10 protein-coding genes are annotated in these 16,178 nt (G+C 44.6%); all 10 read left to right on the top strand.

Annotated features, from left to right (window positions below; genetic code table 11):
* The first annotated feature begins 261 nt into the window (after nt 1-261).
* Nucleotides 262-1,569 carry a glutamate-1-semialdehyde 2,1-aminomutase gene (hemL, locus tag IHV80_RS13165; protein WP_017106926.1) on the top strand — a complete coding sequence of 436 codons (1,308 nt, stop codon included), beginning with the start codon at nt 262-264 and terminating at the stop codon, nt 1,567-1,569.
* 320 nt (nt 1,570-1,889) lie between these two features.
* Entirely contained in the window at nt 1,890-2,975 is a 1,086-nt protein-coding gene (locus tag IHV80_RS13170) for an AI-2E family transporter (protein WP_192889337.1), read from the top strand.
* Nucleotides 2,976-3,085: 110 nt separating this feature from the next.
* Complete coding sequence (gene rsmC / locus IHV80_RS13175; RefSeq protein ID WP_192889338.1) at nt 3,086-4,108, top strand: 16S rRNA (guanine(1207)-N(2))-methyltransferase RsmC; 1,023 nt, start codon at nt 3,086-3,088, stop codon at nt 4,106-4,108.
* Nucleotides 4,109-4,324: 216 nt separating this feature from the next.
* A complete protein-coding gene (locus IHV80_RS13180) occupies nt 4,325-7,714 on the top strand; it encodes a response regulator (RefSeq protein WP_192889339.1) in 3,390 nt (1,129 codons plus the stop codon).
* A 709-nt stretch (nt 7,715-8,423) separates the two neighbouring features.
* Complete coding sequence (locus tag IHV80_RS13185; RefSeq protein WP_102437736.1) at nt 8,424-10,106, top strand: ABC transporter substrate-binding protein; 1,683 nt, start codon at nt 8,424-8,426, stop codon at nt 10,104-10,106.
* Nucleotides 10,107-10,275: 169 nt separating this feature from the next.
* Nucleotides 10,276-11,262 carry an ABC transporter permease gene (locus IHV80_RS13190; RefSeq protein ID WP_192889340.1) on the top strand — a complete coding sequence of 329 codons (987 nt, stop codon included), beginning with the start codon at nt 10,276-10,278 and terminating at the stop codon, nt 11,260-11,262.
* 2 nt (nt 11,263-11,264) lie between these two features.
* On the top strand, nt 11,265-12,290 hold the full coding sequence (locus tag IHV80_RS13195) for an ABC transporter permease (protein ID WP_192889341.1): 1,026 nt from the start codon (nt 11,265-11,267) through the stop codon (nt 12,288-12,290).
* Between the two features lie 2 nt (nt 12,291-12,292).
* A complete protein-coding gene (locus IHV80_RS13200) occupies nt 12,293-13,276 on the top strand; it encodes an ABC transporter ATP-binding protein (protein WP_192889342.1) in 984 nt (327 codons plus the stop codon).
* 87 nt (nt 13,277-13,363) lie between these two features.
* Nucleotides 13,364-14,359: an ABC transporter ATP-binding protein gene (locus IHV80_RS13205; RefSeq protein ID WP_192889343.1), complete on the top strand. Its 996-nt coding sequence runs from the start codon at nt 13,364-13,366 to the stop codon at nt 14,357-14,359.
* A 97-nt stretch (nt 14,360-14,456) separates the two neighbouring features.
* Nucleotides 14,457-16,178, top strand: a complete 1,722-nt coding sequence (locus IHV80_RS13210; RefSeq protein ID WP_192889344.1) for a glycoside hydrolase family 9 protein — start codon at nt 14,457-14,459, stop codon at nt 16,176-16,178.

The raw sequence follows: 16,178 nt of genomic DNA on the forward strand, positions 1-16,178 counted from the left end.
TACAAATCTAATTCGAGACCATAGTTGTTGAGTATTTTCTTATATTCTGGGGATTATCTAATACCTGACTGAAACGTTCAAGTATTCACCACAGGATCGGTCCTTTTACTGTTGTAAACTCGCCATAATCTGACAATTAAAACGTGTAACCACACAAAACAACCAGATTCGGGGGATTATATCGGCGAAAGCATTCCTAGTTGGATTCGGGATAGGTACAATGCGAGCCAATTGGTCCGACAGTCAAAAGAGGATATATCAATGACCAAATCAGCAGAACTGTATCAAAAGGCACAGCAAACTATTCCAGGTGGCGTTAACTCTCCAGTGCGCGCTTTTAACGGTGTAGGTGGTTCTCCAATCTTCGTTGAGCGAGCTGACGGCCCACTTCTTTTTGATGCTGATGGTAAAGCATATATCGATTACGTTGGCTCTTGGGGTCCAATGATCCTAGGTCACAACCACGCGGTTATCCGTGAAGCTGTTATTGATGCAGCGCAACGTGGTCTAAGTTTCGGTGCTCCAACTGAAACTGAAATCAAAATGGCTGAGCTAGTATCTGAAATGGTTCCATCAATGGAACAGCTGCGTATGGTTAGCTCAGGTACAGAAGCAACAATGAGTGCGATTCGTCTCGCTCGTGGCTTCACTGGTCGTGACAAGATCCTTAAATTTGAAGGCTGTTACCACGGTCACGCAGACAGCCTACTTGTAAAAGCAGGTTCTGGCGCACTGACTTTAGGTCAACCAAGCTCTCCAGGTGTTCCTGCTGACTTTGCTAAGCTGACGCTAACAGCAACGTTCAATAACCTAGATTCTGTACGTGAAATCTTCGCGGCAAATAAAGGTGAAATCGCATGTATCATCGTTGAGCCAGTTGCGGGCAACATGAACTGCATCCCGCCAGTAGAAGGCTTCCATGAAGGTCTTCGTGAAATCTGTGACCAAGAAGGCGCGTTGCTGATCTTTGATGAAGTAATGACAGGTTTCCGCGTTGCAGAAGGTTGTGCTCAAGCTTACTACAACATCAAGCCAGACCTAACGTGTCTTGGCAAAGTGATCGGTGGCGGTATGCCAGTGGGTGCTTTTGGTGGTCGTAGAGATGTGATGCAATACATCGCACCAACAGGTCCAGTTTACCAAGCAGGTACGCTTTCTGGTAACCCTGTAGCGATGGCAGCTGGCTACGCGTGTCTGAAACTATTAAGAGAAGAAGGTAACGAGAAACGTCTTGCTGCGAAAACTAAACAGCTAGCGAGCGGTTTCAAACACCTTGCTGACAAACACGGCATTCCAATGCTAGTGCACCAAGTTGGTGGTATGTTCGGTTTCTTCTTTACTGATCAAGAAACCGTAACGTGCTACGAAGATGTAACCAAGTGTGATGTAGAACGCTTCAAGCGCTTCTTCCATCTGATGCTAAAACACGGTGTTTACTTAGCACCATCAGCATTCGAAGCAAGCTTTACGTCTCTTGCTCACGGTTCAAAAGAGATTGATGCAACATTAGAAGCAGCCGATCGCTGTTTCGCTATTATTGCTGCAGAAAGCAACGAATCAAACAGCTAACACTTTAGCTAAGCGTTTGAATTTAGGGCTGCATTACTGCAGCCCTTTTTAGTATTTGAGCCCTTGTGTTTAAGGCAAACACCTTAACGAAACAAGCTAACCCTGTACTAATAAGCCTTTAACGTTCCCAAAAAAGAAAAACCAGCAACATAATTGTGCCTAGAAACATTCGAAACCACGGGATCTCTTTTTTTGTTTGCTGTTCTTCATCTTGGCATTTTTTATCTTTACCACAACATCCCATAATGAAAACTCCTCATTGCTAACTCTCTGTTTTGCAGCCATTATAAACTCAGAACGTCAATATAGAGACCATTACTGTGTCAGAAAAACTCAAAATCAATACAAGCCACTGGGTAATCATCATTGCCCTACTCGCGGCGGCTTATGCTTGTTATCTGCTTATCGAACCGTACGTTAACTCAATCGTGATGGCATTTATCATTTCACTATTGATGTTTCCGATTCACGAATGGCTTGAAAAGAAGATACCGAATAAAGAGAACGTAGTCTCTCTACTTTCTTGTGTGATCCTCACTTTCATTATCGTCATCCCTTTGTTGGCGGTATTTGCAGCCATCGTGCAGCAAGGATCGTTATTCTCGCAAAACACCTATCAATGGGTAACACACGGCGGTATTCAAACCTTATTTGAACACCCTTTAGTCGTGAAAGCTTTATCGTTCGTGAACAATTATCTACCTTTTGACAATATCGAACCAAAAGCAATAGCGCAAAAAGTCGCAGAATTTGCCACCAGCTTTGGTTCAAAACTTGTGGGTATTAGTGCGAAGATCCTTGGTGATGCGACTAACTTCTTAATGGACTTTTTCTTAATGCTGTTTGTGTTGTTCTTCTTATTGAGAGATCACGACAAAATCATCAGCGTTGTTCGTCATATTTTGCCTTTATCTCGTAGCCAAGAAGACAAATTGCTAACCGAGATTGAGCAGGTTTCTAAATCAGCCGTGATGGGCTCATTCTTAACCGCAATAGCGCAAGGTTTTGCGGGCGGTTTAGGTATGTGGATCGCGGGCTTCCCAGGTCTATTCTGGGGCACAATGATAGGCTTCGCATCCTTTATTCCCGTGGTTGGTACTGCGCTTATCTGGATCCCAGCCGCAACCTACTTATTCCTAACGGGCGATACCACTTGGGCTATTTTCCTAACGGTATACTGCGTTGCGATTGTGGGCTCAATTGATAACCTACTGCGCCCGCTATTAATGCAGGGCAGCGCAGGCATGAACACCCTAATGATCTTCTTCTCATTACTGGGTGGTATTCAACTGTTTGGTTTAATAGGCCTGATCTATGGTCCACTGATCTTTGCTATTACGATCGTCCTTTTCAATATTTACGATGAAGAGTTTAAGGACTTTTTGAACCAGCAAGACAAGAGTTAACCTGCTCAACGTCAACTTGGTTGGCGAACGAGTATTAAACACTTCAAGCTTTGGGCGGATTATGCGAAAATCCGCCCTCATTTTTTGCTAACGATTCAATAGAGTGTCCTATGTCCGCCTACATTGCCCCAAGCCAGATTGCTCAGCGTCAACTCGCCTACTTTGAAGGCAAACATGTTTTAGTTGCTGGTGAGGCAGAAGACTTATTCCCTGTTGAGTTAGCCAAACATTGTGAATCTGTCACCGTGTATACCTCTAATTACAGCTATTACCGCCAATTAGATAACTGCAGCTCTATTCAACGTTTTTACGGTGCTGAGTTCACCGAAGAAACCAAAGCTGACTTGGTAATGTTGTATTGGCCAAAAGCAAAAGCGGAAGCGGAGTTCTTACTCGCGATGTTGTTTGCAAAATTAGGCAAAGACACTGAAATCGTTGTCGTTGGTGAAAACCGCTCAGGCGTGAAAAGCATTGAGAAGATGTTTGCCCCTTATGGCAAGGTCGTAAAATACGATTCAGCGCGCCGTTGTTCTTTCTACTGGGGTCAGTGCTTCGAGCAACCACAAGCTTTCAACCTACAAGATTGGTTTAAAACCTACACAGTTAGTATTGACGAGCAATCACTTACCGTTAAAAGCCTTCCTGGCGTATTTAGCCACGGTGCATTCGATGTGGGTAGCCAACTTCTACTGGATACTCTGCCAAAACTAAAAGGCAAAGTACTGGATTTTGGTTGTGGTGCAGGCGTGTTAGGTGCGGTTATGGCATCTCGTAACCCTGATATCGAGCTAGAAATGTGTGATATCAGCGCGTTCGCAGTCGCATCAAGCCAAGCAACCCTCGAAGCCAATGGTCTAGCGGGCAAAGTTTTCGCATCTGATGTTTATTCTGATACGTCTAAAGACTATCAGTTCATCATCAGTAACCCGCCTTTCCACTCAGGATTAGACACAAGCTACAGTGCAACGGAAACTCTGCTAGCGCAGGCGCCAAAGCACCTCAAGCGCTCTGGTGAGATGATTATTGTTGCAAACAGCTTCTTAAAATACGTGCCTATTATTGAACAAGCGTTTGGAAAATGCGCGACTCTAAATAAGACCACTAAATTCGCGATATACCACGCAAACAAGTAGCCTATCTAACACAGCGCAGGGTCATAATCTGCGCTGTCTGTTCATATTTTTATCAAAGCTCTATAAAAATGAGCTTTTGCACACGCTTTAAATACCACTTACTTGTCAAAGTAAAAAAACTCGTTAATTTCGTTAAATTGGAACCCATTAATTCTATTCTCTGTACTTGTTTTCGCCCCTTTTAGCAGTACATCAAAGGAAAGTAGTACCCAATTTATGTTTAGATTCTATCGAAAGCAGAAGTTTAAGCGCCTTCAAAATACCCTAATGTTGGCGTTTCTCGTCCTCAGTATTACCCCAGTGACACTTATCGCGATCTTTTTCCTCCAATCGCACAGTCAGGATCTTCAGGAACAAAGTACTTCGCACCTTGTTTCGGTCCGTGATACTAAGCAGCAACAAATCGTCGATTACCTACAGGCACAAGAATCGCAAGTCATGGGCTTCGTTCGCTCAGAGCTGGCCAATGCCAGTGGTGGGCGTTTCTACGGTTTAATCAATGCCTTTCAACGACTAGGCTTAGATATTGATGAAGCGCGCAGTAATGCTCAACAGCGCTACATTCAAGGTTCAGGCGATCAAATCAAAACATCTATTCTTCCTGAGTCGAGCAGTTTCATCGGAAGCGAACGCTATCGCTTGCTGCATAAGCGCTACCATAACTCATATCAAGAACTGCTTAAGCGTTCAGACTTTGATGACATTCTATTAGTCGACATTAACGGTAACGTTGCTTACTCCGTATTTAAGCGTGATAACTACGGTACCAACTTACTGACCGGCAAATACAAAGATTCAAACCTTGGGGTCACCTTTCAAAGGCTGGCTAAGGACGTAACAGACAAGCGTAAATCCAACGAAGATTACACCCCTGTTATCGTGTCTGATTTTAAAGACGAAAACGGCAAGCAAACCGCATGGCTCGGTGCACCTATTGTTCAACAAGGGTACTTGCACAGCTATGCGATGTTTAGACTGCCAATTAACGGTATTACCAAGCTTATTGCGGATCTAAACAAAAGCTCTAATATTCAAACACTTCTTGTTGGTAGTGACCACTTACCTCGCAGCCTTGCTCACTCTCAAGAGTCAATTAACCTAAGCTTAGATGTTGTCGACAAAGCTCTAGCTGGTGAAACAGCAGTAGGCACGTTTGACAACACTCTCGATCAGGCGATCATCGCCGCTTACACCCCGATTGAGCTTAAATACGCAACATGGGCATTGGTTGTCGAACTGCCGGAAAAAGAGGCGTTTGCTCGTATTCATCAATTAGAAAAGATCTTCGTGATTGTGATGCTGACAGCGATCATTCTCGTGGTCGTTGCATCGCACTACTTATCGAACTTCATCACCTCGCCATTGTTAAAGCTCACTTGGGCGGCCGAGAAGGTCTCAGCCGGCGATCTTGATGAAACGATGATCAATACCGAACGTAAAGACGAGATAGGTCGCCTAGCTGTTAGCTTTGAAAGGATGCAGCGCTCTATCCGTGAAAAAATGCTGCTGATTAGAAGTCAAAATGATGAGTTAGAAGACAACCTCAAAACGATTCAAAAGCAAAACGAAGAGTTGCAGCTTGCCAATAAACTGAAAGATGAATTCTTGGCGACGACTTCGCATGAGCTCAGAACACCACTGCATGGTATGGTTGGTATCGCAGAGGCATTAATATCTGGTGCGAACGGGCCTATTCCCGCCAACCAGAAGTACCAGTTGGATATCATCATCAATAGTGGTCAGAGATTGGCGACCTTGGTTGATGACCTGCTCGATTACCACAAAATGCGCTATGGCAGCTTAGATATTAAGAAATCAGCCGTTGATTTGTCTGCTGCCACCAGCTTAGTGCTTGAGTTATCTCATCACCTGTTAGGTAACAAACCAATCCGTATTATCAACCAAGTTCCAAGTGATTTAGGGTTAGTCTCGTCTGATCCTCAACGACTGGAACAAGTGATGTATAACTTGGTCGGCAATGCCATCAAGTACACATCCGAAGGTAAGATTGTTATCTCAGCAAGCGTTATCGACGACAACATTCGTGTACAAGTTGTCGATACCGGCCAAGGTATCCCAGCAGAATACCTAGAACACATCTTTGAACCACTCATTCAAGCAGGACAAGACTCAAGTAACTATCGCCAAGGTGCAGGGCTTGGGTTGTCCATTAGCCGTCAGCTGATCGAGCTAATGGGTGGCTCGCTGTACGTAAGTAGCCAGCCTATGCTTGGGACGACCTTCAGCTTCACATTGCCTCTAGCTACCCAGGAAGAGTTGGATAGCTACAATGAATCTGGGAGCTATTCACACTTCCAAGTGCCTGATTTGATTGATAACACTCAGCAAGAAAATAGCGTTATTAGCGAAGACCCGAACGGCCCGTTGTTAGTGATTGCTGATGATGAACCGGTCAACTTGCGCGTGTTAGACAGCTTCTTGAAATTAGAAGGTTATCGAGTTCGCACCGCATGCGACGGTCCGGAAACGATTGAACTGATTGAGAAAGAGAAGCCAGAACTGCTTCTACTCGACATCATGATGCCGGGTATGAGTGGCTATCAGGTGTGTGAAGCGCTGCGTAAGCAATATGACCATGCGCAATTGCCAATCATCATGCTCACTGCACTTAATCAAGCGGAAGACCGTGTTCGTGGCTTTGAAGCTGGTGCCAACGATTACTTATCTAAGCCGTTTAACAAACAAGAACTGGCTGCTCGAATCACAGCGCACTTATCCGCGAGTAAGGCCGAACAGAGACGCCTTGAGAATGACCTGCTGCAACTAGAGCTCAAACACCGAGCCATGGTTGAAGCTAACCTACTCGAAACTCAAGGACGCTTGTTAGAACAGTTAGAATCAGCTCCAGAAGCCATTATCTGTATTCGAGAAGACCAACGCATTCGCTTTGCCAACGAAGCGGCGGCGAAACTGTTTAGACGCGGACAAGAGCAACTTAAGCGCTCAATGGCCGATGAGATCATTGCACCTAAATACCTCAAGGTGGAACAAGCTCACTACTGTGGCGACATCGATATCTATATTGATGATACGCGTCAGCGCATACCAAGTGACATCCTTAAGCTGCCTGAAGGCTCAGGGCTCGATACCATGTATATCTTCAATGTCGGTGGTGGTGTTAACTCAAACCGTATCAATAACCTTGAAACGGCGGTTGAAGCGCTTTCAAGTTATGCTTTTGAAGGCGATAAAGACAAACTGCAACAACTGAAAGAGCTCGGCGGTGAGTTCACTCGCCTTGCTGATAAGGCAACCGGTGAAGGTAAAAACAAACAAGAACTAATGCGTGAAGTGTTGGTGGATGCGATGACCAATGCCATCATTTATTGGGAGTCAGTCACAGGTGAAACGAAGTTTGCTTTCGCAGAGAAGAGTGGTTTATGGCGTGTTTACTTAGACCGAAGCACGCTTCAAACACGAACCCTAGATAAATATCTACGCTTTGAAACCTTACCGAAGACGCCTCGCTGGCGCACGGTATTGAGTTCTATTGAGTTCATTCTAGAGCACTGTAAGGAACAGACACCAGAAAGAACTCATATTGAGATGCTAAGGGATAAACTACAGAAATTACTGACCAGCTAATCCTGAACTAACATCACGATACTTTAAATAATGGAGCCCACCTCGTGTGGGCTTTTTTGTACATAACATTCCGATTCGAAGAGCAATAACATCTGTTCGAATGCACTTTTTTCACGCCTTTAAACAAGAGGGATATCACGTTACTTGAGCTTTAATGCACCTTTAAAAAGTCGCGCTTACTCACCCTATTCTCCGCATTTTCTAACAGTCAGCTGACTCTTTGTTGCAGTTTGAGAAGCGAGTCACAACAGAACGGCAGATTTAATTTTCTAGGAAAATTTAACGTAAAATCAGCAAGTGACCAAGATCTACAATTACATCAATACAGAGCGAGGAATTATAATTAAAAGCCCCCTAAGTAAGTAGGCACTTACATTCTATCAAAACTACAAATTCAATTGCGAGTCACATCACCATAACAATTGCGCACAAAAAACCACCAAAGCACCCTATTTTGACGTTAATGACGTGTGGTTATGTGTTTTTAACGTTTTTGACGGGAAACGAGTTTGATTAATTCATCGATAAGGTGTTTTCTTACTCCTGCCAAAGGCCTACAGGCCACTCTTACCACTTCTCAGAAGAAGCAACAAATCTGGAGCAACGAAGAAGAGGTAGGCCTTTAACTAGAGTGTGTATCTACTAAACAATTAGCGACAGATAACATTCAATCCATTAGTGAAATGAAAGCAAATAGTAAGGAACAGCTATGCTTGCCAATATAAAAAAAACAGCACTAGCAACAGCAATTATTGCAACTGCTACAACAGGTTTTGCATCAGTAGCAACTGCTGCAGAACGCAGCGAACTGACCGTTCACCCGAAAGAGTACACTACATTCGTACGTAACTTTAACCCGTACCTTGGTGCTACTAACCTACATACTACAACTGACTTCATGTATGAGCCGCTAGTAGTATTTAACGAAATGCACGGTAACACTCCAGTGTTCCGTCTAGCTGAAAACTTCAAGATGTCAGATGATCTGATGAGTGTTGTTTTCGACATTCGTAAGGGTGTTAAATGGTCTGACGGAGAAACTTTCTCTGCTGATGATGTTGTTTTTTCTTTCAACCTTGTAAAAGAGAAGCCAGAGCTTGACCAGTCTGGTATCAACTCTTGGGTAACTTCTGTAGAAAAACTGAACGATCACCAAGTTAAGTTCAGCCTAACAGAAGCAAACTCGAACGTACCTTATGAGATTGCTAAAGTACCAGTAGTACCTAAGCACATCTGGAAAGACATTAAAGACCCATCAACTTTCACTAATGAAAATCCAGTGGGTTCTGGTCCATTTACAGAGATCGATACGTTTACAGCACAACTTTACATCCAGTGTGAAAACCCGAACTACTGGGATGCTGACAACCTAGATGTTGACTGTCTACGAGTTCCACAAATTGCGAACAACGACCAATTCCTAGGTAAAGTTGTAAACAGTGAAATGGACTGGACGTCTTCTTTCGTTCCAGATATCGACCGCACATACGCAGCAGCTAGCCCGAAACACCACTACTGGTACCCGCCAGCAGGTACACAGGCATTCATCGTTAACTTCAAGCACCCTGATGCTGCGAAGCATGAAGCATTGAGCAACGTTGAATTCCGTCGTGCTTTCTCTATGGCTCTTGACCGTCAAACTATCATCGACATCGCATTCTACGGTGGCGGTACAGTAAATGACTTCGCTTCTGGTCTTGGTTACGCGTTTGAAGCTTGGTCTGATGAAAAAACTCATGACAAGTACAAAGGCTTCAACACTTACAACGCTGAAGGCGCGAAAAAGCTTCTTGCTGACGCTGGCTTCAAAGATGTAAACAAAGATGGTTTTGTTGATACTCCATCTGGTAAGTCTTTCGAACTAATGATCCAATCGCCAAATGGCTGGACTGACTTCAACAACACAGTTCAACTAGCGGTAGAACAGCTAAACGAAATCGGCATTAAAGCGAAAGCTCGTACGCCTGACTTCTCTGTGTACAACCAAGCGATGCTTGAAGGTACATACGACGTAGCTTACACAAACTACTTCCACGGTGCAGATCCATACACGTACTGGAACAGTGCTTACAACTCATCACTTCAATCTGGTGATGGTATGCCTCGTTTCGCGATGCATTTCTACCAAAACGACAAGCTAGATGGTCTTCTAAACAGTTTCTACAAAACAGCTGATAAGAACGAACAGCTAGATATCGCACACGGTATTCAGCAAATCATCGCTGCAGACCAAGTAACGATCCCTGTGATGTCTGGTGCTTACATGTACCAATACAACACAACTCGCTTTACTGGTTGGTGGAACGAAGAAAATCCAAAAGGCCGTCCAAACATTTGGGCTGGTATTCCAGAGCGTCTACTTCATGTACTGGACCTAAAACCAGTTAAATAAGTAATCGTTCAATCTTTGCGGCGTAACTTCTTACGCCGCTTATAAAAATCCCCACACTATCAATTGAAAGTATGGCGCTAGTCGTCAGGGGATTTTTCGTTCCAAATTTCGCTAGGAGCGACCTGAATCCAGAAACAGGGAAACAGTCTGGGTGAGTAAGGTGTGAGTTATGGGTTATTTTTTAAGACGTTTGTCATTTTATTTTGTCGCGCTATTAGTTGCAGCGACGTTAAACTTTATTATTCCAAGAGCAATGCCTGGTGACCCAGTTACCATGATGTTTGCGAACGCTTCTGTACAAGTTACTCCTGAGCGTATTGCTGCAATGAAAGAACTATTAGGCTTCGTTGATGGCGGCTTAGTGGTTCAATACGTAGCATACATGAAGAACATTCTAAGCTGGGAGCTTGGTACATCAATCCAGTTCTACCCACTTTCAGTAAACACACTGTTAGGTGGCGCATTCGGTTGGTCGCTTTTCTTAGCTGGCACCGCAGTTATTCTTTCTTTCTCAATTGGTTCAATCCTAGGTATTTTTGCAGCGTGGAAACGTGGCAGCAAATACGATGCATTTGTTACTCCAGGGATGCTGATTCTACAAGCCGTTCCTCAAGTGGTTATAGCAATGATTGCACTATTTACTTTCGCAATCGGTTTGAAGTGGTTCCCAACAGGCTACGCCTATACCGCAGGTACGATACCTGATTGGACAAGCTGGGCATTCATTAAAGACGTTGCGTATCATGCTTTCTTACCTCTGGTGTGTGCTTCCATTGTTCAAATTGGTGGCTTCCTAGTGAACATGCGTAACAACATGATCAACCTACTAGCTGAAGACTACATCACGATGGCTAAAGGCAAAGGCCTTAGCGAAAACCGAGTGGTATTCAACTACGCAGCTCGTAACGCGATGCTACCAAGTGTCACTGCCCTTTCTATGTCGCTAGGTATGGCAATCGGTGGTCAGTTAATTATCGAAATCATCTTTAACTACCCAGGTCTTGGTAGCGTACTTTTCAACGCAATCAACGCTCGTGACTACCAAGTATTACAAGGTCAGCTACTTATCATGACGCTATTCATGCTGTTCTTTAACCTAGTTGCAGACATGCTTTACGTTGTTCTTGACCCTCGTCTTCGTAAGGGTGGTAAATAATCATGAAAGACTTTCTAAAACTCATTTGGCGTAACCCGATGGCCCTAACTGGCGTCATCATCCTAAGTATTTTTATCCTTGGCGCGATTGCTGCTCCATTGATCACCAAACACGTTCCAGACAAACGTACAGGTAATCCACACGAATACCCAGGCTTCGTTGTTAAGTCTGCACAAACAAGCCCTGATGGCTGGGTTGCTCAAAATCTAGCAGACGACCGTCGTACATTGATTATGTCTAAAAAGGCAGACCACGTACTTGGTACAACTCGTATGGGTCGTGACGTTTGGTCACAAGTGGTATACGGCGCACGTGTATCTCTTGCTGTAGGTTTTGGTGCTGGTCTAACTGTATGTCTACTCGCAACGGTTATCGGTGTTTCTGCTGGCTACTTTGGCGGCCGTGTCGATGATATTTTAACCGCCGCAATGAACATCATGTTGGTTATCCCTCAATACCCACTGCTGTTCGTAGTTGCAGCCTTTATCGGTGAGGCTGGACCACTCACCATAACCTTAGTTATCGGCTTTATGTCCTGGGCTTGGGGCGCGCGTGTTGTTCGTTCTCAAACCTTGGCACTACGCGAAAAAGAATTTGTAAAAGCAGCAGAAGTTTTGGGTGAATCTTCATTCCGCATCATCTTCGTTGAGATTCTGCCAAACCTTATCTCTATCGTTGGCGCGAGCTTCATCGGTTCGGTGATGTACGCAATCATGATGGAAGCAACGATTTCGTTCTTAGGTCTTGGTGACCCGAACACAATCAGCTGGGGCATCATGCTTTACAACGTTCAAACCTCTTCATCAATGCTGATTGGCGCTTGGTGGGAACTATTGGCTCCTTGTATCGCATTAACACTACTTGTAACTGGTCTTGCGCTACTTAACTTTGCTGTCGATGAGATTGCTAACCCTCAACTGCGTTCTCATAAAGGCATGAAGCGTTGGAAGAAACTTGCAGCTCAAGACAAAGAAGAACGCGAACCTGACTTACCACCACAAAATGCACTTTGGAGCGGAGATAAATAATCATGTCTAAACCATTAATTTCTATCCGTAACTTATGCGTAGATTACATCACTGAAGCTGGCGATGTTCGCGCGTGTAACAACGTAAGTTTTGATATCGCTCCAGGTGAAGTATTTGGCCTAGCCGGTGAATCTGGCTGTGGTAAATCAACGGTCGCTTTCTCTTTAATGCGTCTACATAAGCCGCCAGCATATATCAGTGGTGGCGAGGTTATCTTCAACGGTGAGAACATCCTGGAATACAGTGATGAACGCATGCAAGCGTTCCGTTGGAGCGAGATGTCCATGGTATTCCAAAGTGCAATGAACGCGCTGAACCCAGTATTACCAATGGAAGAGCAGTTCTGTGACGTGATTATGCATCACACCAACATGACTCGTGAACAAGCAAAAAAACGCGCTGAAGGTCTACTTGAGATCGTCGATATTCACCCAAGTCGTTTGAGTGACTACCCTCACCAATTCTCTGGTGGTATGCGTCAACGTTTGGTTATTGCTATCGCTCTTGCGCTGAATCCAAAGCTGATAATTATGGATGAGCCAACAACAGCACTTGATGTGGTTGTGCAACGCGAAATCTTGCAAAAGATCTACGCACTAAAAGAAGAGTTTGGCTTCTCGATTCTGTTCATCACCCATGACTTGTCATTGATGGTCGAATTCTCTGACCGTATCGGCATCATGTACTCAGGTGAGCTTATTGAGATTGCTAACTCTCAAGATATTCTAGAAAACCCTTACCACCCTTACACCAAAGGGCTGGGAAGTTCTTTCCCACCGCTAACAGGGCCAAAGACCAAGTTAGCAGGTATTCCGGGCAACCCTTTGAACCTCTTAGAGATTCCTGAAGGGTGTCGTTTTCAAGCTCGTTGTGACCGTGTACATGAAGCCTGCACCAAAGTACCGACCTCACTACGTGCAATCGAACCGGGACATTTGTCTAACTGCCACCTGTACGGCGACCCAATAGTACAAAGGAAGCTATAGCTTGCACGCTCACTCAGCGTGAATAAATAACAAAGTGGTTTAACCGCTCTAAAACAAGCAAAGCGAACAAGGATTCTGGAGACAATTATGAGCAAAGATTTCGGTCAATTATTGGTAGAAGGTAAGAACGTCGTAAAAGACTTCCCAATAAGCAGCACCACCATTCAAACCCCGATGATGCGTGCGATCAACGATGTGTCATTCAAAATGTACAAAAGCCGCGGCTTAGCGGTAGTTGGTGAGTCTGGCTCAGGCAAATCAACAACGGCAAAAATGATCGCAAAAATGTATGCGCCATCAGGCGGTACGATCGAGTACAAAGGCCGTGACATCCAAGAGATCTCAAGCAAAAAAGATCTTATGCATTACCGTGAAGGTGTGCAAATGGTATGGCAAGACCCGTTTGGATCTTTAAATCCAACGCACAACATTTTTCACCATATTGCTCGCCCTTTGTTAATCCATAAAAAGATCAAACCGGGCAATAAAAAAGAACTGCAGGAACGTGTATATGATCTTCTCGAGCAGGTTGGCTTAATCCCACCAAAAGCAACGGCAGAGAAGTACCCACACCAGTTATCTGGTGGTCAACGTCAACGTGTCAACCTTGCACGTAACATCGCGGTAGGGGCAGAAGTTGTATTAGCCGATGAGCCAACATCAATGCTCGATGTATCGATTCGTGCGGGTGTTTTAAACCTGATGGAAGAGATGAAGTTTGAGAAACAGATGTCTCTACTTTACATCACCCATGACATCGCAACAGCTCGTTACATCGCTGAAGATCTTTCGGTGATGTACGTGGGTCACATGGTTGAATGGGGCGATACCGATGACGTTATTGCTAACCCTCAACACCCTTACACCCAGTTGCTGGTTTCTGCGGTTCCAGATCCTAAGAAATCGATCCACGAACAATTGGCAGGAAATAAAGGGGAAATACCTCTTTGGACACCAGTATCAGCAGGTTGCCCTTTTGCAGGCCGTTGTACTCACGCAATGGACAAGTGTAAAGAGCAATTACCGGGTGTCACTCAACTCGCAGATAACCACTTTGTGCGTTGTTACCTACACGAAAGCTAAGCAATAAATGCCCGTTAGGGTCTACGGACCCTAATTATTTATCCTAAAAAATTTCAGGTACCTAGCCATAAGAAACTAGGACTTTTGGAGAACATTGATGCTGTTATTGACCAACCATATTGGCTACGAATCCACGGCTCCAAAGCAAGCTATCTTACAAACTAAGAAAGTTCGCTTATCAAGTACGACTGCACTATTAGTGTGTGCCGACAACCATATTACCGTGGGCAACTTCGATGTTGTAAAGCAAGGCCGCGTAGCAAACTGGCATCAAGGACAATTCTTCACAATCGATTTCAGTTCATTCACTGAACCTGGTCGCTACTACCTACGCTTTGACAATCTACGTTCAGAAGTCTTTGAGATTGGTAGCAACCTATTAATGAACCACACGTTTTCTGATGTGCTTCATTACTTCAAGTCTCAACGTTGCGGCGGCACTTTCGACAAAAAAGATCGACAAGCACAAATTCTAGGCACTGACAGATACGTCGATGTCCATGGCGGTTGGTACGACGCATCAGGCGATGTAAGCAAGTATTTTAGTCACCTGTCTTATGGTAACTACCTCAACCCTCAACAGATTCCGATGGTTGTTTGGAACATGCTCAAAAGCGTGCGCTTGACCAGCAATAACTCAGACTTCCCGAAATTCTCCATGACTCGTCTGATTGAAGAAGCTCTATTCGGTGCAGACTTCTTAGTACGCATGCAAGACGCTGCTGGATACTTCTATATGACGGTATTCGACAAGTGGAGCAAAGATATCAATCAGCGCGACATCTGCGCTTATGCCACTCAAGAAGGCCATAAATCAACGGACTTACAAGCGGGCTACCGACAAGGGGCGGGCGTTGCTATCGCCGCATTAGCTGCTGCATCAGAGCTTGAAACCTCGGGCAGCTATTCTAGTCAAACTTACCTTGAAACTGCCGCCAACGGTTACTGGCACCTAAAAGAGCATAACCTCCAGTATCTAAACGATGGCGAAGAAAACATCATCGATGAGTATTGTGCCCTACTCGCTGCCAATGAGTTGTACCGAGTTACACAAGATTCTCAATATCTATCAGAAGCAAGAACTTGGGCTAGTCGCTTAATCGCTCGTCAGCAATCCGATGATTCATTTACGCATTTCTGGTCGGCAAACTCTGATGGCTCTCGCCCTTATTTCCATGCAGCTGAAGCAGGCCTTCCAGTGATTGCTCTGTGCGAGTATATCGACAATGAAACTGATGCAGTTCTGAAAGAACAAGCTCGCACAGTTGTTGAAAAAGCATGTCAGTTCGAAATCAATATTACAGACAAAGTCATCAACCCATTTGGCTATCCAAGACAATACGTTAAGTCTGTCGATGGCGATAAACGCGATGCCTTCTTTGTCGCTCAACAAAACGAAACAGGCTACTGGTGGCAAGGTGAAAACGCGCGTCTTGGCTCAATTGCGACCATGGCTTACTTAGTTCAACCACATATTCAAGATACAGATCTTCAAAAGCGCTTAATCCAGCTTTCACAAAACAGCCTTGATTGGATTTTAGGATTGAACCCTTACCACATGTGTATGCTCGATGGTCATGGCCATAACAACCCAGACTACCTACCACAGCTTGGCTTCTTTAATGCGAAAGGCGGTATTTGCAACGGCATCACGGCTGGCTTTGACGATGAACAAGACATCGCATTCAAGCCACCAGCTCAAAAAGACGACATGCTACAAAACTGGCGCTGGGGCGAACAATGGATCCCTCATGGCGCGTGGTACTTACTGGCAACAGCAGCACAATTTAATCATTTAGCACAGTGTAAGGAGCAATAA

The sequence above is a fragment of the Vibrio bathopelagicus genome (assembly GCF_014879975.1).
In the GTDB taxonomy this organism is placed as follows: domain Bacteria; phylum Pseudomonadota; class Gammaproteobacteria; order Enterobacterales; family Vibrionaceae; genus Vibrio; species Vibrio bathopelagicus.

Bases quoted from the DNA above. Each gene is read 5' to 3' on its own strand.
- IHV80_RS13210 (WP_192889344.1), top strand. From the start codon at position 14,457: ATGCTGTTATTGACCAACCATATTGGCTACGAATCCACGGCTCCAAAG.
- rsmC (WP_192889338.1), top strand. From the start codon at position 3,086: ATGTCCGCCTACATTGCCCCAAGCCAGATTGCTCAGCGTCAACTCGCC.
- hemL (WP_017106926.1), top strand. From the start codon at position 262: ATGACCAAATCAGCAGAACTGTATCAAAAGGCACAGCAAACTATTCCA.
- IHV80_RS13200 (WP_192889342.1), top strand. From the start codon at position 12,293: ATGTCTAAACCATTAATTTCTATCCGTAACTTATGCGTAGATTACATC.
- IHV80_RS13195 (WP_192889341.1), top strand. From the start codon at position 11,265: ATGAAAGACTTTCTAAAACTCATTTGGCGTAACCCGATGGCCCTAACT.
- IHV80_RS13185 (WP_102437736.1), top strand. From the start codon at position 8,424: ATGCTTGCCAATATAAAAAAAACAGCACTAGCAACAGCAATTATTGCA.
- IHV80_RS13205 (WP_192889343.1), top strand. From the start codon at position 13,364: ATGAGCAAAGATTTCGGTCAATTATTGGTAGAAGGTAAGAACGTCGTA.
- IHV80_RS13190 (WP_192889340.1), top strand. From the start codon at position 10,276: ATGGGTTATTTTTTAAGACGTTTGTCATTTTATTTTGTCGCGCTATTA.
- IHV80_RS13180 (WP_192889339.1), top strand. From the start codon at position 4,325: ATGTTTAGATTCTATCGAAAGCAGAAGTTTAAGCGCCTTCAAAATACC.